Here is an 18,335-nt window from a genome sequence, read left to right as displayed (position 1 = left end):
GGATGCAGTTACTTATTGTTGGAATTCGGGGCATGCTGCTGCATCAATTCAATGATCCAATCAATAAAAACGCGCAGTTTGGCGCTGACATGGCGGTTCGGCGGAAATGCCAGGTACAGGGGAATGGGATTAATACGCCATTGTTCAAATAACGGAATCAAGGCGCCACAAGCCTGATGTGCTGCCGCCATATAGATTGGCAGCGCAATCACGCCTAACCCAGCTAACCCCGCTTCGAGGTAAGCATTGCCATCATCCACAGCGAGCACATAGCTGCCCTTGATTTCAATATGTTCACTCTCTCGGTGCAGTGCCAGAGGCGCAATCTTACCGGTGCGTGAGGACAAGAATCCCACGATGCGATGGTCGGTGTTTTCCAGCTCTCGCGGATGCGCAGGCGCGCCAAGGCGTTCCACATAACTCGGTGCGACGTAGGCGCCGATTTGCAAATCGCCGACATGGCGCGCGATCAGGGACTGGTCGTTGATTTCGCCACCGCGCAAGACGCAATCCACGTTGTCGCCGATCAGATCCACCACCCGGTCGCTCACGCCCATGTCGAACTGGATATCCGGGTAGCGCATGTGGAAGGCCGGTAGCGCCGGCACTATGACCAGGCGGGCCAGCGGACTGGGCACATCCACCCGTAACCGTCCCCTGGGCGTAATCGACGCGCTGGACAGGCTGGTTTCAGCATCGTCCATGTCCGCCAGGAGGCGGATGACGCGCTCGTAGTAGGCCGCTCCCTCGGGAGTGACGCTGAGCTTGCGGGTGGTGCGATGGAGCAACTTGACGCGCAGGCGCGCTTCCAACTGCTGAATGAGTTGCGTCACCGTGGTTTTGCTCATATGAAGCGTTTGGGCAGCCTTTGTGAAGCTACCTGCCTCCACCACACGCGCAAAAGCGTGCATCGCATCGAAACGATCCATTCCTTATCCTTTCTTTTTACGGATTGTTTGGATTTTACAAACAATGAAGGACAAAGTCGCTTGTTTATCCACCCGATCTAACACCTGTAAAGTGTCTTTTTGTTCATTGGGCAGATTTCGCCCCATTGCAAAGGTACAAACATGACAACACGCGAAGCAGTTTTTCCCTTCGGTCGGCAGGCGCTCTATGCGCGCAATCGGTATTCACCGGCCATCAAATCCAACGGCTTCTTGTTTGTTTCGGGGCAGGTTGGTAGCCGCGAGGATGGGTCGCCTGAACACGATCTAAAAGCGCAGGTCAGGCTGGCATTCGATAACCTTAATGCTGTTCTTGCGGCTGCGGGTTGCACATTCGATGACGTAGTTGATGTAACCCTCTTTGTCGTCGATCCTGAGTCAAACCTCGAAGCTATCTGGAGTATCCTGCCGGAATATTGGGGGGAAGCCCCCTACCCCACTTTAACCGGGATCGGCGTGACGTGGCTTTACGGATTCCAGTTTGAGATTAAGGTGATTGCCAGGCTGCCCTAAGCGTTACGGATCTTTCGATCAGTCGAAAATTCAACAGGGCAGCCCGCACGGACTGTGATCATTACGGTCTGGTGACATCAACGAAAACGCATGACGGAGGGGAAAGTCTCTAATATGAGGTGGAGCAAGAGCGGTGAACGAGCCTGGATATCGCACCTTGCAGCGCGCCGCCGGTGACGATGACCGGGTGCCGATCGAACGCCTGAACGGCAAGGCCCACTACGTCGCGCTCAACGCCCATAACGAGCTGGCGAGCTATCCGATCGGAGCCGTGCCGGAGGTGAAAGGATCGGCCGACGTGCGCGTGGTCGACAAGAACATCGCCGCGCCGGCATCGGAGATGCTGGCACGCTTCATCGATCGTGCGCAGGCCATTGAGTCACCCGAAATCATCAGGCCAGCGCCAGGAAATTTTCGTAATCATCCGGAGGAATCCAAACCATGAAGAAGGCGATCCCGCTCCTGCCATCCGTGGCGCTGGCCGTCTATGGGCAATCTGAAACGCCCAGGCAAGCCGACGAGCTAACCATCGAGGGATTGTCATCCAATCCCGAACAGCTCAAAGATCTGCGCCGGCAATGCAAGTCCGATCACGCCGCGCTACTCGGAATCCTGAATCAGTTCGGCCGAGGAAAGCGATGAAAGCAGTTGTCTACGATCACCCCGGATCACCGGATGTCCTTCATTATACGGATGTTCCCGACCCAGTCTGTCCGCCCAACGGTGTTGTCATTCGGGTAGAGACTGTCGCGCTGGAAAGAGGAGACCTGATCAACCGCGCGTCATCGCCGCCGCCTTATCCTGGCTACGTCGTCGGCTATGCGGCGGCAGGCGAGATCGTTTCAGTGGGCTGCGATGTTCACGACCGTAAGGCAGGTCAGAAGGTCACGAGCTTCGATGTGTCAGGCTCGCATGCTGAATTGCGCGCCGTAGCCGCGAGCAAGACCTGGCGGGTACCGAAGGGTCTCGACATGGCGATCGCAGCAGCATTACCGATCGCATACGGAACCGCGCATCACTGCCTCTTCGCGCGCGGCGATTTGAAGCGTGGCGAAACCGTCCTGATCCAGGCGGCGGCCGGTGGCGTGGGAAGCGCCGCCGTACAGCTCGCACATCAGGCTGGTGCAACAGTGCTCGGGACGGTATCCGGCGTGGAAAGAGGCAAACACTTAGCGGCACTTGGATTGGACCATGCAATCGACCGTTGGGGGGGTGATATGGTGGAGACGGTCATGCGCTTGACCGAGAACCGAGGTGTCGACCTTGTTGTGGACCCGGTGGGAACAACCATGCAGGATTCTCTGGGGATGTTGCGTCCGGAGGGGCGCCTGGTATTCGTCGGCAACGCCGGCGGACCGACGCTGCAGGTTGAGCTGTGGCCCGCGCTTCAGGCGAATCAGTCGTTGTTCGGCGTATTCATGGGAACGCAGCTTGAAAAGCCCGAAGTTCATCAGACGGTTTCCCGGATGCTGGAGCAGGCAGCCGATGGGAGACTTGAGGTGCTCATAGATCGGACCTTTCCGCTTGCCGATGCGGCACAGGCCCATGCATATGTCGAAGGTAATCCCACGCTCGGACGTGTCGTTCTGGTCTGCGGCTAATTCGCCGTCTGTGGGCAATCAGTCTGCATCAGATACACCATCGTGGCGCTACTTCTGGCGCCAGCAGAACCACCACTGGCGTTCCAGACTTCACTGACAAGACTGCGTTTGATGGCACGGTCAGCATCAGGCTCACGGCTATTTTTACGTGGATACGATATTTGAGATACCGGAGACGTGAACCGCCGGGATTGACCAGAAGGTACAGGCCATGAGAATCGGCTACTTTGCGGGGTTTGGATTTTGCCTTGAGGCTGCGAATTTGTGCGTTGGAAAGGGGCATATGGGGGTCACTCCGTCATCGAACCGACCTGACCCCAAATCTGACCACTACTTTTCCCGATGCAAAGGGAAAACCAGAAGCGCATCGGGAAGGATTTTTACGATAACCCATTGAATCAATGTACAAATAGGAATTTACAAAGATGCATGAAAACAGGAAAATGGCTCCCTGACTGGATGCTGCGTTCCACGTATCTTATTGAATTTTTAAAGTTGAAATGAGGCCCTCATTAAAGGCCCCAAACGTTATTGCTGTTTTGAAATGTGATGTTTGTCTTGTGCTGACCTGTAATAAGATAATTGGCTTATGCATAGCGAACATGACTAATATCATAAAGCGTCAATCAACGGTGAACTGGAAAATCCTTTGAGAAACGAGACAGTGTGGTAATCGTTAACGCCATATTTGAAGGGGATGCCGTCATGTCTGATAAGGTTATCTTTCAGTCAACCAATCAATTGACCGTTTCTATTGTGAGGGGGATCCCCCCCGGTCTACTCTGTCCGACGCTAAGCCTCTTCTGGAAAGCTTTTTCCAAAAAATTACGTTTCATTCTTGGATCTGAAGAGAAGACGCTGCAATTCCTGGAGCGTTGTATCGTTTCTGAACAGGCTATCTGCGCAATTGATTCCACCGGGCAGCTTGCTGGTTTCGCAGCGATAAAAAATAGTGGGCAATCTTTTGTCAATCCGACACTTGCCACCTTCTGTGAAGAATACGGTATCCCAGGAGGGATAGTACGCGCGTTGATAATGAGTCAGTTGGATTATAAGCCAACTGAAGATGAAATAATGATAGAAAGTATCTGTGTAAATGAACCTGTACGAGGTATGGGGATTGGGCAGATGCTACTATGCCATATCAAAAACATGGCCCGTGCTCAGGGGAAAAAAGTTATTCTTGATGTGATTGCAGATAATGAAAGAGCGCGAAGACTTTATGAACGTAATGGTTTTTACGAAATAGGGCGAAAAAAATTCATTTTTTCCGCCCCGCTATTTGGCTTTCGGCAAGCAGTACGGATGCAGTTCAGTGAACACATTCCTGATTAAGTATCCAGAGTGAAATAGCATCGAGTGCTCCGGGTGAATATGCATATTTCCCGGACAACAGAAATACACCCTGTTTCCACAGGGGTAGCTGAGAGGGGAGTTGGTAATTAAACCATTTGCTGCGCAGGAGGCCGTGGGTCGCATTGGCAACCAGCCGGATACAACGGGGGGTGTCCACGGGTAATGTTCTGGCCCAGACAGTTATTGTTTCATCAGGATCCACATTTCGATCATTCTCTCCCATCAGGATCAATACCGGTGTATGCATCTCTGAGATATTTTTTGTCGCATCTGCTCGAGAATTCCTGCGTTCGAAGTCCTGCCGGGTACAGCGAGACAAGCAAGGACGCGCAGCCGCCTCTTCCGTAAACTGCCTGTCGAAAGTCTCTGCTTCAATTCTTTGAGCATTCTGAATATTAACAGCGGTGAACCCTTCAGATTTAAGCCGTTGACCCGTATAATATATTCCCTGATTTCGCCAGTTTATCGCCGCACCGGCCAGCACAACAAAATCGGGTGTAGCCAGTTGACCTGCATGCGGCACGACCCAGCCAGCCTGGGAAAACCCAAGGTATCCTGCGCGACTTCTTTTCAGTTCAGGTTGTTCTTTCAGTTTTTTTAACGCGAGAGCAGCTTCCTCTGCACGGTCAGGCATTGTCTGTGCCAGCCAGTTACCGGTACTTGTTCCTACGCCGGGTTTATCCCATGAAAAAACGGCTATTCCCTGCTCAACCAGGAACTTAACCAGAGGAATGTATCCATCTCCTGACCATCGATCCTGAGCGCCATCACCATGAATTATAAGTACAACTGGCGGATAAACTCTATCAGGTGGAAGAATCAGCGTACCCTGCAAAACATCCTGATGATGCTTAAATGATATGATCCGCTGCCGCCCATAACCAGAAAGGTCAAAATCAGATAAACGAATGAAGGAAAAAGCGGATAAAATGATGGCTACGACAAAAAAAGAGGTAAGATATTTCATCATCATGATCCTGCGAGGCGATATACCCATCAGCAGACTGCAACATAATAAATTAACTTCGACATTCCGTATCCTTAAATGTTAACCCACAAAATATATCCCTGAGTATCGGGAAATTGTCATTGATGCTCCTAAGGCTCGCAACCATGCCTGTACTTTTACTGCCATCGCCCTTATGTATTCCGCGCTCTTCGAAAGAAATATAGCAAGCCCTGGATATTTGTTAGCGTGCTGTGGAGCACTTACGGATTCGAAAGAAAAGCGGCGATCATCAAGTGATTCTCGCTCAATATTCGTAATCAATAAGTTTATACCCTGAATCACTTCAACGTGTCATTTATCAGGGGATGAATGACTATATTTCACCCTGAGCCGACTGTCAGATTTACCCCTACCTCGCCTCGGTACAGAACATATTAGAGAATCACCTCAACCCACAAACCATGTATGTCAAAAAACCCGGTAATCCTTTGCAGGATAACCGGGTAAAGATAACTTCTTTTTTTTATACGCTTCAGGACTTACAGCAACGTCATGAAACTAAAATTTGGCTCCTCTGACTGGATGCGAATTCTTGTCTATCGTATTGAATTTAATTGTATTTATTTTTTAAAATCAAAAATGAGGCCCTCATTAAAGCCCCAAATGTTATTTTTGTTTTAAAATGTGATATCTGTCACGTTTCATGTTGTTGTTTTGGCCGTAATAAAATGATCGGATTAGTTGTAGTGCCAATAACTGACGTTAGTGATTATCTATCCCTACTGCTGTATTATTATCGTTTTAGTCTAAGAAATTCTTTATCTCGCTGGTTAATATGTTGAGAATATTATTTAACTAATATTTTTGCTGCTTTCGCAAAAAATTTCTTAACTTAGTAATAAGCAACATTGAAATTAATTTACGGTTCTAAAATAATTAATTCCATTTTAGGACCAACGTTGGCAAGAGTTATTTTTTGACTTTCGGTGTCAACCCAAAACATGAGTCTTAGTGCTTCGTGGTGCTTAGTTATATGGCATCTATATGCTTTTAACCCCTCAAAGATTCTTTGCTTACCAGAGTTTTTAGCCGTCATAAAGGGCTTAACTTCAAGATCTGCCGCTTCGCGATAAAGAATACGAATAACCGTATTAAAAAGTACAGATGAAAATTGTTGATTTCCGGCACATTGGTTTCTTGAAAGAGATTGCAAAAAACCATCACCTACATCAAAATCATCCCAACAAATATAATTTTTCAGCCTATTTTTTTTTGCATATTCAATAGTACCACAATAAAAAGCTAGTTTTAATTTTTTTGCATTATCTGCATTGTTGTAAAAAGTTTGAGTTTTTATATTTTCTAAAATCTTCCTGATGTCACTATATAATGTAAGTGAATTATCAATTGGAATTGGAAGCGAATGATTAATAGGAGGGTAAATATCATTTATAATGGTTTTTATTTGTATATCTCTACTATTTTTAAATTCATTGCACTCTTGGGAGAACAAAATAAAAAACTCTTTCCTTTCTAAGATTAATCTAAATGATGCCTTGTAGAATAATTTTTTGAAATGCTCCATTCTGTCATTTGATAGATATTTCAATTGTGGGGTTACAAATTGATTCCCCCATTCTATCTCATGTGAATCTATATTATTATCGTAATCATTTAATAGCCCAATAACTCTATTTAATAATTTAACTATGTCTTGGGAACTATAAATGGTATCAGGGTTTTTTGAAATGATACTTTTAAATATCCGCTCGGAAGGGAAATATTGTGCCGCAATCATTTTATCGATAATTCGCTCTTCTCGTACAATCTCTAGATCTGAATTAACAATAACTTCATATATTATTCTCAAGTTGTCTGCAAAATCTTCGATACATTGCTGTTTACATAACAATGGAGCAATAAGATATTCTAGGTTAATAATTAGCATTTTTATCAAACCTCTTATTTTTCTCTTTATTATTTTTTTGGCTAGCAGCAATAAAAATTCTTTCTATTTCTCTCTCTGTTTGATCGAAAAAATCATCAGGCCAGTCTGGAATTGCTCCGAATTTATTTATTCTTATTTTTTTAAAATCTGAGATACCTTGATTTTTATTAATAAAGTAAAGAGAGTATTTTTTTATGTATAGTTCATCTGGCGCTTGTGCAATTCTTAGGCGCAATCTATTAATCATATATTCACTATGTGTTTCAATTATACACTGTCGGCCTAACATAGCGGTTGCTAAGAAGAGATCGCACAATCTTGATTGAATTTTTGGATGTAAGTGTAATTCGGGTTGTTCAAAAATAAGCGTGTCGTTCTTTTTCGAAAGAAGGAGAATCACAACGATTGGTAATACTTGGCTCACTCCTACACCAACATGTGTTAAGTCTTGGAATTTTTTGTCATCTGGCGTCTTTACTTGTAGATCATAACCAAGATTACCTCTATCATTTATAGAAATATCTTCAAGCACCCCTAAATATGATAGCCACGATATACAAGCATCATATAAACTCTCCTCTTTTTCTTCGAATTTTATGTTTTGACTTTTATTATATAAAATTGGAGAGTTATAAGTAATGATTTCTGATTGCCTTCTGTATAGTATAGATGCTGTAAATTCACCTTTCAGACCTACACTATCTAAATCATATTGGTTTGTTGTATAGACAGGTTGAGGTGCATTACGTAAAGGACCGAGGTATTTTAAGCTTTTTGAAAAGAAATAAGTAATATCCTTTCGTATTCTTTCAAGAATTGGTAATGAGTATTTAGCATAGCTGGTTTTTTTATCTGATAATGAGTACCACAACTCTTGAAGTTCAACTCTATTCTCATCTAATAAAATTATTAGTTGTTGTCTTACACTATCACTAAGATTAGAAACAAAAAATTGCCATTCCTTTATATGAATATTTGTTTCTAGAAAATGTGTAGGGATTTCATCGGGGGTTAGATGGTAGTTGATAGAGATAAAACTCTCCTTGAAATTTTCTAATTCTATAAAGGATGATGATTTTTTATTTTTTCTTTTGTAATCAATTATCTCTTGAGGAATATTTATTTTTTCCTTTATTTCTTGAATTTTTTTCTCAATCTTATTAAATATAAGCTTAGATAATTCTCTAGGGATTAAGAGATTAGATAATTCTATTTTTTCCTGTTCGGAGGATATGGTTTTTTTTACAAAATATTTATGTTCATCAATTATGTATGGTATTAGGTCTTGGCTTATTTTTTTTGAGATGTCGTATTCTAATGTTAACTTTGCAGGCAATATTCCCTCAAAATCAGAAATGTCGGTAAATTTAAAGTCGGGAAATACCTTTTCTAAATTGAGATTATCCCTTGATGATAATTCTATATTAGCGAGTTCTGAATCATTTTGTATGTTTTTATTCCAGTTTATAGAAAGAATCACTTTTTCTTCTGTTGATGAAGAGTCGCTGTATTGTACAGCCATTATTTTTAATGCAGAGATTGCCGGATGGTAATCATCATTTGGAGTATTATGTTTTATTTCCCCAAACGAGAAAGCGAATGTGATTTTATCTAATGATTCCTCCTGAATTGAACTATTATGTTCGGGGAATAAATCGAACGAAATAAAAATATTATTTTCATTAGTATTGTGGTTTTTTAATTCTGAAAAAGATCCAAGTCTGGTTAAATTACCATTCAAAACAATTCTGTTGCTTATAAATTGCTCTGAAAATGTTTGAGCAATCATTAGTAAAGCTTGGATAAAAGAACTTTTACCGCTACTATTAGGGCCACATAAAAACAGACATGAGCTAACATCTATAGCATCATTTGTATTCAATGCCTTGAAATTCTTCACTAATATATTATTAATCATATATGCTCCATAGCTTGTAAAAATAGTCTTTATGATATTCCTAACTCATGAAGAATATTATGATACTTATTGCAACCCCTACATCTACCACAAGGTATATTACTGGTATGACAGCTGTGTGCCCATAGCAAATGTTCATGAGGAATTTTAGATTCTTTTATAAGCTCTATGGTTGACATGTTAATTGCAGGAGCTTGAATGCTAATACCTCCTTCTTGTAATTCTAATAAATTTGATATTGATTTAATAAATTCTTGGCTACCATCTTTATGAAATGCATCATTGCTGACAGTTCCTATTAATAGTTTTTTTACATCGAGACTAATTGCTTTCATCGCAACTAGCGTAATGAGCATTTGATTTCTGTAAGGCCACCAATCACTTTCAGGAGCATTCTTATCTGATTTTTTTCCAGCCATATCTCCTGATCCTAAACTACTGCAATCTACTGCTATAATATAGTGTGGTATATTTAATGTTTTGCATATTTGAGTTGAGGATTGAATTTCAGCCTTCGCAGCTTTTTGTCCATAATCAACAGTGAAAGCTATATCAGGTTTTTTCCACCAAGCAATAGATATAGAATCCATGCCACCTGATAATATAAGACCTATTTTGTTATGCATAATGATAACCAGATGGTTTTATAAATGGCAGTTACGAAATCTGAAACTATTTCTGTATTCTCTCCAGAAAACATAACTAAATCTTTTTCACTTACATTTTCATTATAAATAATTACTTTTTTCCCTTTTGCTGTAGCAAAACCGATCTCAAATATAGTTCCACTATCTAGACCATCGATTATAGCAAAAATAATGTCTGCTTCTTCAATACCAGTTATATCGTTGTCATAAATATCATATTTATTGTTAATTAACCCCACATCATGGTAGGGTGAAAAGACATCTAATCCCATATCCATAAAATTGTTTCTTAGTTGCTCTATAATCCATAACTGTGCAAGAGTGAATATTGGTCCTGCAATATAAACTTTAGCTCTAGCTGTATTGTTAACTATAACAGGTTTAGGATGGTATTCATTAAGGTGAAAATCACTTGGAAAACACTGAGTTTGGCAATAATAAGAGGTAGCCAAAGAAGCATTAAATGCGCAAATTTCTGGAGGTAATTTTAATTCTAACCAGTTATAGGCAAAATAAGCCGAAAAACAATCACCTGAGCCAATTTTCCATACTATATCTGTCATATATGCTGGGACAGTCGTATATATTCCGTTATGGTAAACGATTGCCCCTGCAGGACCTCTTTTTAAAACAACAACCTCTGCTGACTCGTTTTCAGCAATAGTAAATATTATTTCCTTGGGATCTGTTAATGGTTCCTTAGAAGCCAGAACAGCTGCTTCTGATTCATTAAGCACTAATGCAAGATGCTTAGCAGACGAACCTGATTCTTTAAATGACAATGTCTTAAACGTACTTTGAGGATCATAAACGGCATACTCAGCTTCTATTAATGTCTTACATTCAATCATTCCAAAAATAAGTGCTTTTTTGCATTTTAAAAAAATTTCTTTATCAGAATGATTTGATTTTGGAGGGGTTACGTGGGCCAGACCATACGTATAATTAAATTCTAACCTCTCATCCGTTTCATATTGATTAACACTAAGATTGCCTTTGCAATACTTTGACTCTTGAATAAGAATTATTTTGAAGTCATCAGGAAGAAACGTGTGTAATATTACATCAACTCCCATCTCACATATTGCAAGAGCAGCCCGGCCGCCTGAGCCATAAATACCGTGCCAGTCGGGACTTAGACAGTTTTCTTTATATACACCACCGACTATATCCATGTTAATGCCTTACACTGAATAGACAAAAACTTTAATCTGTCCATGATTTAGTTCACACACTGATGCTTGATAAATTGTTCCACCAGTAATGCATTTGAATAAATTCTGATAATGCTCTGATGTTATACCTCCAACGATGTCACCACCAAAAATGGCACATATTGAATCTTCTATGAGGTCAACCATTAAAATATCACCTATTTTTATCTTTTTCGCCAAGAGTGGATTAGGTGAGCGAATATGAGTGTAAAATTTAAGTCGTTCGCAAGCATAGAATTTTGATGTACTGTTGGAGGAAAAACTCCCTGAGCCAGACATAGTTAATACCCCATCATTTATTTAACTCCATTAGGTTCTACCTAGGTTAGTATAAATGTCAAGATAATTTTACCTATTCCCTATCGGTTTACGTGGTGTAATGTTATAACTTCCTTGCTAAGGAAGGGGCTGTATGTATCCAGATAAATCAGACCGTTCAATCTTGGAGAACTGCCGAATTTCTTATTATATATGTACTATGAGGTGAGCGTCATGCCCCGTGACATGCCATTCATTGATCAATATACGCGGCAGTTAGTTAATGTACCTAATAACTATTGCCGGTAAGTCAGCTTCACGCCCTGAGCCAACTGCCAGATTTTGCCGTCCCTCGGTACAGAGTACATTAGATAATCACCTCAGCCCATAAACCTGCGCCACATACCGCCCACGCCCGTCACCATGCCCCAAGTCCATCGCCACCATTGCCAATGCTTCTTTTCTGCTGAGTCCCTGCGCCAGATAATGGCGAATGGCATCCTGTGCCCATGCGTAACGCAATGAATGCGGGGAAAATGCGCCAGTCAAACCAATACGTGATGCCTGACCGTGCCAGTAGTTCATTGCGCTTTTCAGATCCGGTTTGTCAATCAGCCTGTTGTTACGACCCTCTTCCACCGCTAACGCATTATCCAGCGCCTTTCTGACTGCGCCAACATCCAGAATCACCGTTTCGCGGGGACGTCCACCTTTGGTGCCGAAAACCACGGTTAAGCGCGTGTCACCACGTTCAACGGCCTGTTTCCATGTTTTCAGCGACTGAGCGCTTTGCACCGCTTCCTGTGAACGCAGGCCCATTACCCGCGCCAGTTCCAGAACCGCTGCCAGCCCCGGATCTTTCATACGGGCCGTTTCCAGCACATGGAGGTAGTGTTCCGTGGTAATCGCCTCTCGCGTGCCGTTGCGTGATGCGCCGGACAGTCCTAATGAATTATTGGTCAACCGTTCATTTTCTGCCAGTTGTCTGCGCCCGGCCTGTTGCAGCACTGCGCGCAGTGAAGCCATTTCATTATGTAGCGTGCGTTTGCCGATCCCCTGTGCCAGTCTTTCATGAATATAGCTTTCAATGTGGCGAACCTTAATCTGCGCCACCCGCTGGATCTGGATATTTAGCGCCCGTAAATGGTGGCTGAAACGCTGCACGATATGAATGCGATCGTTCACCGTTTTGTGGCTGCCGCCGCCGTTTCTCGCCAATGCCTTCATCTCTCCGCCTAATTTGCTCATACATCCCCCCATGATTAAAAAACAAACGGTCTCCGGCGTATGCTTTTTGGCTGCGCCAGAACGATACCTTCACGCCGGAGTGGCAGCTTGTTGAGGTATAGGGAGTTTCAGCCAGTACGCGGTACGGGCTGCCTGCCGAAGCAGGAATTCTCCGGGGCGTCATGCCCCCCTCGGTATCGATCTTTTTCTCCTTTTTCTTGCCGACAGCGGCCCCAAAAAGGCATGTCGGATTGGGGAATGGACGCAGAAGCCGCGAAAATACGAGCATGGCGCAGTGTGGTGGTTGTGCGTCACTTTGTCGCTTTGCGCGACGAAAGTGACGCACCGACAGGTTGCGGTGTGCCAGATATGGCAGATTCTGGCGCAGTTTTGCGGTCACGCGGCAGCAAAGCCTGGCGGCAATGCAGGCCGCAGCCCGTAAAAGTTAAAGGCGCTGATCGTCAGCAGGAGTGAGTTAGCCGGATATTTTCGGCAATGTTGAGGCATCAGCCAGTGAAGGCCGGCGCGTGAGGTGGTGGCTGTGAATTTGTCTCGTGTATATCTTTCAGCCTCAGACGCAGAGGATTTTGCGTCCCGGTATTGCAGAGGTACGTACCGGTAAAAGGGCTGGTCATCCTGTTAACAGGCGCTTCTTTCAGACCGTGAAGCATGGGCGTTCTCTACGACAACAAGTTGCAGGAGGGAGATTACGCCGTTATTTATGGCGCAGAAAGGGGAAGCTCGTTTTTTTGGAAAAAGAGTTTCCCCTTGAATTTATCGTGAATTTGTGAATGAGAGACTACCGCATTAGCCAGCTATTCTTCGCTTTGCATGTTATCCCGACGGTGGCGCAGTGGATGGATAGCAGGGCGGGGCTGCTGTAAAGCCTGCCAGAGGGCATATTCAGACTGCATATCCGCCCACATTTCAGCACGGGTATTCACCAGCGCGCCCAGACGCAGCGCCATATCTGCCGTAATGGGGGCATGACCGTTGAGGATACGGGATAACCGTGAACGTGATATTTGCAGCGCGAAAGCTGCCTGTGTGATGCTCACGCCTTCAATGTAATCGCGGAGTACTTCACCCGGATGGGGTGGATTGAATATGTGCATAAAACGTCTCAGAAAGTAACATCACGCTGCCGCGCTGCGCTTGTCGTCTCCCGATCTTCCGCCAGCAAAGCTGACAGAAGATCGGGAGAGTCGGTTTAGCTTTAGCGATGTTCCGGCTTACGGTAACGGGATGGCCAGATTTGCTCGGGAGTAACGCCCAACTCTTCGGCAATCAGCTTTTCCCCTTTGGGCCAGTGTCTTGTTAATGCATTTGCCAATGTAGATGACGCCAGCCCCGCCTGACGGGAAACAGCGGCAAGCGTTGTGCCTTTCTTTCTTAACCCGGCGATGATATCTGCCGGGTGCCAGTCCAGACCCTTTTCTTTCAGTTGCATAATATCCCTCTCCATATTTAACCGCGAAAAATTCTGTAATTCCTTAATATTGATTATTTATAGAACAAAATTCAAGTATTACATGATTAATTAAGGTAAAGCATGAAGAGAGCCTTCGCCCATAAGAGCGATAATTCGCGTATCTAAGGAAAACGGCGGGTGTCCATCATGATTGGGAAAAGGCTAAAAATTGCCAGAGTCAATGCCGGTCTGACTCAAACAGAATTGGGCGTTCGCGCAGGTCTTGATGAAGAATCGGCAAGCTCTCGAATCAGTTCCTATGAAAACGAGGTTCATGCACCAGATTTTGGGTTAGTGTGTAAATTTGCGGCAGTGCTCGATATACCAGAGGCGTACTTTTACGCTGTGGATGATGATTTGGCGACAATGATCCTTCAATATCACCAGTATAGAAAGAATCATTCCGGCTCAATTGTATTTGTGAAACCACAGTGATATGGGTCATGTAATTAACTTTGCCCCTATACAGGGGCAAAGGGTAGGTTTCCCATTTATTATCAGGAAAACAAAGGACTCTATTTTTATTACGATGCGTTTTTCAGGGGCGCGGCGTACTGATAAGGTGAAATATACCCGTCGAGATTCGCATCCAGATAATCCGCCCACCACTGCATCATCTTGATCCGTTCTTCCAGATACTCAGCCTTGTGAATATAGGCAGCACGAACGCTGTTTCTTTCCTGATGACTCATTTGTTTTTCAATGGCTTCTTTCGTCCACAATCCCGACTCACTCAGCGCAGCACATGCCATCGCCCGGAAGCCGTGGCCGCAGACGTCTTTTTGGGTGTCGTAGCCCATCACGCGCAGCGCCTTGTTAACGGTATTGTCGCTCATGCATTTATCCTGATCGTATTCGCCGGGAAAAATAAACGCCAGATGACCGGAAAGCGGTTTAATTTGCTTTAAGATCGCGATGGCCTGTTTGGATAAAGGGACAATGTGCTGCGTTTTCATTTTTGTGCCACGATGAGAAAAACGCACGTTTTCGATCGGTTCCCGCGTTTCTGGGATTATCCATAATTTCTGCTGCCAGTCGATTTCACGCCAGCGGGCAAAACGCAATTCGCTGGATCGTACAAAAAACAACAGTGATAGTTTAAGGGCATATTGGGTCAGCAACCTGCCGGAGTAACTATCCGTCCGGGATAACAATTCAGGCAGCTTTTCAAGCGGTAGGGCAGGGTAATGATTGGTTTCCGGCGGCGTAAACTCACCATCCAGATCCAGCGCCGGGTTCGACTTGATTAACTGCTTTTTCACCGCATAGCGCATGATTTCCGTTACGTAGTTTTTTAGCCGTGCGGTGATTTCCAGAAAGCCTTTGCTCTCGACCTTGCGTAATGTGAGTAACAGATCCGCCGTCGTGATCTGATCGATAAGGCTGTCTCCGATATCCGGGAAAACATACATTTCCAGTCTGCGCTGGATGGTCTTTGCGTAATACGCAGACCAACGACGGTGATCGGCGTGCCAGTTCATGGTTATCTGGCGAAATGTCTGCCCGTTTTTCTTTTTCTGCTGCGCGATCTTCTTTTCAGCGGCAGGATCGGCCCCTTCACGCACTTTAGCGCGAGCGGCATCGCGTAGCTGACGAGCCTTAAACAGGGAAACATCCGGGTAGGGACCAAAGGCCAGCTTTTTCTCTTTGCCATAGATGCGGTACTTCATGTACCAGAGTTTTGAGCCGTTGGGTTTGATCAGCAGGTACAGTCCTGAACTGTCTGCCAGTTTGAAGGATTTATCGGCGGGTTTGATCTTGCGGATAGCGGTATCGGTTAATGCCATAGCGGGGGGCTCCATTTTCTCAACGAACCGTGAGGCCCCCGATTAAGCCCCCAAAAACTATGGATGTCAAGAAACCCGGTAGTCCTTTTCAGGATAACCGGGTAAAGATAACTTCTTGTTTTTTAAACGCTTCAGGACTTATAGGGAAGTCATGAAACTAAAATCTGGCTCCTCTGACTGGACTCGAACCAGTGACATACGGATTAACAGTCCGCCGTTCTACCGACTGAACTACAGAGGAATCGTGTGAACGGGGCGAATCATAGCGAGGTGTTGCCGGGATGTCAAAGGGCGAAAACGGAATTTCTTCCGTTTGGCGAGAGAATGTGCAACCCGTTGAGATTTTTTGCAATTACGGGCTAAATCCTGCGCTGTAGCCGCCGGTAACGGAACGGTAACCCATTCCGCCTCAATCTAGATTTTCAAGGCTTTCAATCACTGCGGTAATCTCGTTGATCGTCATTTGAGCCGCTTTCGATAACTGACGGGCCGGCGCGGTGCACAGCGCCAGCGTGAGCGGTCTGATGTATTTTCCCTGCAGCGGAACAAAGCTCAGCTGACCGCTTTTCACTTCTTCCAGTACATCCAGCAGACTTAGGACAGAGACGCCGTTGCCGGCTTTGATCAACGACTTAATCAGCCGGATATCATTACAGATGATAGCGTTTTCCGGCGAAAAGTTATGTTGCCGGTAAAGCATTTTCGCCCTGCCGTTAACAACCAGCGGTTCTCCCGGAAAAATGTGTCGTTCGTTGCTGAGTTCGCCCAGGGAAATATACTCTTTTTTTCTTAATGCATTATCCGGCGGCATCGCCACGCCGATCACCAGTTCGGCAAAGGCGATAACGTCCAGCCCGTTCTGTCCATCCGGGTCGAGCACCAGACCGAAATCGATTTCTGACTGCCTGACGCGCTCGCTGATGACCTGGCTGTCCCCCACGGACAGTTCCAGTCTGAGCCAGTCATTGTCCGCCGCAATATGCGCGAACGCCTCCGCCACGATCCCTTCGCTGAGCGCCTGAACCAGCCCGACGCTGACATGGCCTCGCTTCAGGCCCTGGATATCATCAAAGCGCTGCCGCGTAATGCGGAATTCTCGCTGCCAGCGCAGAATATTGTCATACAGCAGCTCCCCGGCGGTGGTCATGCGTAATCCTTCAGGCAACCGCTCAAACAGCGCGGTGCCGAACGCTTCTTCCGCCTGCAGTATCTGGCGATTAATCGCCGGCGCGGAAACATGAAGCTTTTCCGCCGCTTTTCGAAGACTTCCGCTTCTGGCTACCTGAGCGAAATACAGCGCAAAACGTGAAAAAGGGCTCACGGACACCTCCTGTAAACTTTTTTGCAACACATTGGTAATTTATTGGTTATGGATTGCAACATGATGCTGTGTCAACAATATGTTTACAACCCGTTATCCGGCACAGACCGGAAACACGATGTGAGCCAATGCAAGGAAAATGACCATGACTTATCCAACCCCGCCCGCGCACTGTACTTTTGAGCCCGAGGACTGGCTGCGCCTTGCCCGTCACTGGCATCCGGTCGCCCGCAGTTGCGACGTCACCGCAGCCCCTGGCAAAGCCGTTTTACTGGACGAACAGCTGGTACTTTACAGGATTAAGGGGCAAGTCGTCGCCGCGCGCGATGTCTGCCCGCACCGCGGAGTACCGCTGACGCTCGGCTTCAACGATGAAGAGGGCATTGTCTGCCCTTATCATGGGCTGCGGTTTGGCGAAAATGGCCGCTGCAACAGAATCCCCTCCAGTCCGGATCAGGCTATTCCAGCCAAACTCAACCTGACCAGCTACCCGGTGGAAGAACGTTATGGGCTGGTGTGGGTCTGCATCGCCCCCGATCATGATCATCCATCAAATCTCCCCACCATGCCGCACTGGGATGACGTGGACTTTCAGCAGATCAATTGCCCGCCCTTCGAGGTAGACGGTTTCGCCGGGCGTCAGGTGGAAGGTTTTCTTGATGTAGCTCACTTCGCCTGGATCCATACGGAAACCTTTGCCGATCCCAATAACCAGCAAGTACCGCCCTATAATCCGCAGGAAACGGACTATGGCTTTTCCGTCGACTATTGGAGCACGGTCGGTAACTATCCCGCCAGTTCGGAGTACCGCGCGCCGGAGGGGTTCAAATGGCTGCGTCATTTTGAAATGCACCTGCCCTTCACCGCAACGCTTACCATCCATTTCCCCGGCGACGCGCGGCTGGTCATCATGAATGCCGCCTCGCCGGTTTCTGCCCGAAAAACCAGGATGTTCGCGCCTATTGCGCGTAACTTTGATCTGCATATCCCGGTCGAAGAGGTTCATGCCTTCAACCATCGGGTCTTTGAAGAGGACCGCCTGATGGTGGAGACGCAAAGGCCCGAGCGGCTGCCGCTTGACCTGACGCTGGAGGCGCATATTCCCGCCGACCGCAGTTCCATCGCCTACCGGCGCGGCCTGAAAAAAATGGGCTTCGGCGAGTTTTTCCTGGTGTGAT

At 45.8% G+C, this 18,335-nt stretch carries 19 protein-coding genes, 1 tRNA gene and 1 pseudogene; 7 read left to right on the top strand and 14 right to left on the bottom strand.

Annotation, left to right across the window (positions count from 1 at the left end; translation table 11 throughout):
• Positions 1 to 8 precede the first annotated feature (8 nt).
• Positions 9 to 929: a LysR family transcriptional regulator gene (locus FJU30_RS09485; RefSeq protein WP_150434738.1), complete on the bottom strand. Its 921-nt coding sequence runs from the start codon at positions 927 to 929 to the stop codon at positions 9 to 11.
• A 141-nt stretch (positions 930 to 1,070) separates the two neighbouring features.
• Here FJU30_RS09485 and FJU30_RS09480 point away from each other — a divergent pair, with 141 nt between their 5' ends.
• The 4 genes from FJU30_RS09480 to FJU30_RS09465 all read left to right on the top strand — a co-directional run bounded on the left by FJU30_RS09480 (position 1,071) and on the right by FJU30_RS09465 (position 3,061).
• Positions 1,071 to 1,460, top strand: coding sequence for a RidA family protein (locus tag FJU30_RS09480; RefSeq protein WP_150434737.1), 390 nt, complete (start codon positions 1,071 to 1,073; stop codon positions 1,458 to 1,460).
• A 133-nt stretch (positions 1,461 to 1,593) separates the two neighbouring features.
• Positions 1,594 to 1,905: a DUF3363 domain-containing protein gene (locus FJU30_RS27720; protein WP_150434736.1), complete on the top strand. Its 312-nt coding sequence runs from the start codon at positions 1,594 to 1,596 to the stop codon at positions 1,903 to 1,905.
• Entirely contained in the window at positions 1,902 to 2,102 is a 201-nt protein-coding gene (locus tag FJU30_RS09470) for a hypothetical protein (RefSeq protein ID WP_150434735.1), read from the top strand. The genes FJU30_RS27720 and FJU30_RS09470 overlap by 4 nt, the downstream gene beginning before the upstream one ends.
• Positions 2,099 to 3,061: a quinone oxidoreductase family protein gene (locus FJU30_RS09465; RefSeq protein WP_150434734.1), complete on the top strand. Its 963-nt coding sequence runs from the start codon at positions 2,099 to 2,101 to the stop codon at positions 3,059 to 3,061. Before FJU30_RS09470 ends, FJU30_RS09465 begins: the two co-directional genes overlap by 4 nt.
• Before the next feature lie 142 nt (positions 3,062 to 3,203).
• On the opposite strand, the pseudogene FJU30_RS09460 reads toward FJU30_RS09465, so the two are convergent.
• Positions 3,204 to 3,344, bottom strand: a pseudogene (locus FJU30_RS09460) (Arm DNA-binding domain-containing protein); the annotation flags it as partial.
• Between the two features lie 422 nt (positions 3,345 to 3,766).
• On the opposite strand from FJU30_RS09460, the gene FJU30_RS09455 reads away from it, so the two are divergent.
• Positions 3,767 to 4,396: a GNAT family N-acetyltransferase gene (locus FJU30_RS09455; RefSeq protein ID WP_150434733.1), complete on the top strand. Its 630-nt coding sequence runs from the start codon at positions 3,767 to 3,769 to the stop codon at positions 4,394 to 4,396.
• Here the strand turns inward: FJU30_RS09455 and FJU30_RS09450 are convergent.
• The 9 genes from FJU30_RS09450 to FJU30_RS09410 all read right to left on the bottom strand — a co-directional run bounded on the left by FJU30_RS09450 (position 4,374) and on the right by FJU30_RS09410 (position 14,028).
• Positions 4,374 to 5,384, bottom strand: a complete 1,011-nt coding sequence (locus FJU30_RS09450) for an alpha/beta hydrolase family protein (protein WP_150434732.1) — start codon at positions 5,382 to 5,384, stop codon at positions 4,374 to 4,376. The genes FJU30_RS09455 and FJU30_RS09450 overlap by 23 nt on opposite strands.
• Before the next feature lie 901 nt (positions 5,385 to 6,285).
• On the bottom strand, positions 6,286 to 7,314 hold the full coding sequence (locus tag FJU30_RS09445; RefSeq protein ID WP_150434731.1) for a hypothetical protein: 1,029 nt from the start codon (positions 7,312 to 7,314) through the stop codon (positions 6,286 to 6,288).
• Positions 7,301 to 9,232 carry a DUF3696 domain-containing protein gene (locus FJU30_RS09440; RefSeq protein ID WP_150434730.1) on the bottom strand — a complete coding sequence of 644 codons (1,932 nt, stop codon included), beginning with the start codon at positions 9,230 to 9,232 and terminating at the stop codon, positions 7,301 to 7,303. The genes FJU30_RS09445 and FJU30_RS09440 overlap by 14 nt, the downstream gene beginning before the upstream one ends.
• Before the next feature lie 29 nt (positions 9,233 to 9,261).
• A complete protein-coding gene (locus FJU30_RS09435; protein ID WP_150434729.1) occupies positions 9,262 to 9,858 on the bottom strand; it encodes a 7-cyano-7-deazaguanine synthase in 597 nt (198 codons plus the stop codon).
• Positions 9,843 to 11,054 carry a PfkB family carbohydrate kinase gene (locus tag FJU30_RS09430; protein ID WP_150434728.1) on the bottom strand — a complete coding sequence of 404 codons (1,212 nt, stop codon included), beginning with the start codon at positions 11,052 to 11,054 and terminating at the stop codon, positions 9,843 to 9,845. Before FJU30_RS09430 ends, FJU30_RS09435 begins: the two co-directional genes overlap by 16 nt.
• A gap of 9 nt (positions 11,055 to 11,063) precedes the next feature.
• Positions 11,064 to 11,372, bottom strand: a complete 309-nt coding sequence (locus FJU30_RS09425) for a hypothetical protein (RefSeq protein ID WP_150434727.1) — start codon at positions 11,370 to 11,372, stop codon at positions 11,064 to 11,066.
• 354 nt (positions 11,373 to 11,726) lie between these two features.
• Entirely contained in the window at positions 11,727 to 12,599 is an 873-nt protein-coding gene (locus tag FJU30_RS09420) for an integrase domain-containing protein (protein ID WP_150434726.1), read from the bottom strand.
• A gap of 794 nt (positions 12,600 to 13,393) precedes the next feature.
• Positions 13,394 to 13,693, bottom strand: coding sequence for a HigA family addiction module antitoxin (locus FJU30_RS09415; protein WP_010308636.1), 300 nt, complete (start codon positions 13,691 to 13,693; stop codon positions 13,394 to 13,396).
• Between the two features lie 101 nt (positions 13,694 to 13,794).
• Positions 13,795 to 14,028: a helix-turn-helix domain-containing protein gene (locus tag FJU30_RS09410; protein WP_010308638.1), complete on the bottom strand. Its 234-nt coding sequence runs from the start codon at positions 14,026 to 14,028 to the stop codon at positions 13,795 to 13,797.
• A 168-nt stretch (positions 14,029 to 14,196) separates the two neighbouring features.
• Between FJU30_RS09410 and FJU30_RS09405 the strand changes: the two genes are divergently transcribed.
• Positions 14,197 to 14,484, top strand: a complete 288-nt coding sequence (locus tag FJU30_RS09405; RefSeq protein ID WP_049776295.1) for a helix-turn-helix domain-containing protein — start codon at positions 14,197 to 14,199, stop codon at positions 14,482 to 14,484.
• 89 nt (positions 14,485 to 14,573) lie between these two features.
• Here the strand turns inward: FJU30_RS09405 and FJU30_RS09400 are convergent, their stop codons facing one another.
• The 3 genes from FJU30_RS09400 to FJU30_RS09390 all read right to left on the bottom strand — a co-directional run bounded on the left by FJU30_RS09400 (position 14,574) and on the right by FJU30_RS09390 (position 17,157).
• Positions 14,574 to 15,836: a tyrosine-type recombinase/integrase gene (locus FJU30_RS09400; RefSeq protein WP_150434725.1), complete on the bottom strand. Its 1,263-nt coding sequence runs from the start codon at positions 15,834 to 15,836 to the stop codon at positions 14,574 to 14,576.
• Positions 15,837 to 16,001: 165 nt separating this feature from the next.
• Positions 16,002 to 16,077: transfer RNA gene (locus tag FJU30_RS09395), tRNA-Asn, on the bottom strand.
• Between the two features lie 168 nt (positions 16,078 to 16,245).
• A complete protein-coding gene (locus FJU30_RS09390) occupies positions 16,246 to 17,157 on the bottom strand; it encodes a LysR family transcriptional regulator (RefSeq protein ID WP_150434724.1) in 912 nt (303 codons plus the stop codon).
• 139 nt (positions 17,158 to 17,296) lie between these two features.
• On the opposite strand from FJU30_RS09390, the gene hpxD reads away from it, so the two are divergent.
• The gene (gene hpxD, locus FJU30_RS09385; RefSeq protein ID WP_150434723.1) at positions 17,297 to 18,334 is read left to right on the top strand and encodes a molybdenum cofactor-independent xanthine hydroxylase subunit HpxD; all 1,038 of its coding nucleotides are present in this window, start codon (positions 17,297 to 17,299) and stop codon (positions 18,332 to 18,334) included.
• Position 18,335: the final 1 nt, after the last annotated feature.

This window comes from Affinibrenneria salicis, assembly GCF_008710095.1.
The sequence above is the reverse complement of the archived record's forward strand: the minus strand, read 5'-3'. Positions and strand labels throughout refer to the sequence as shown.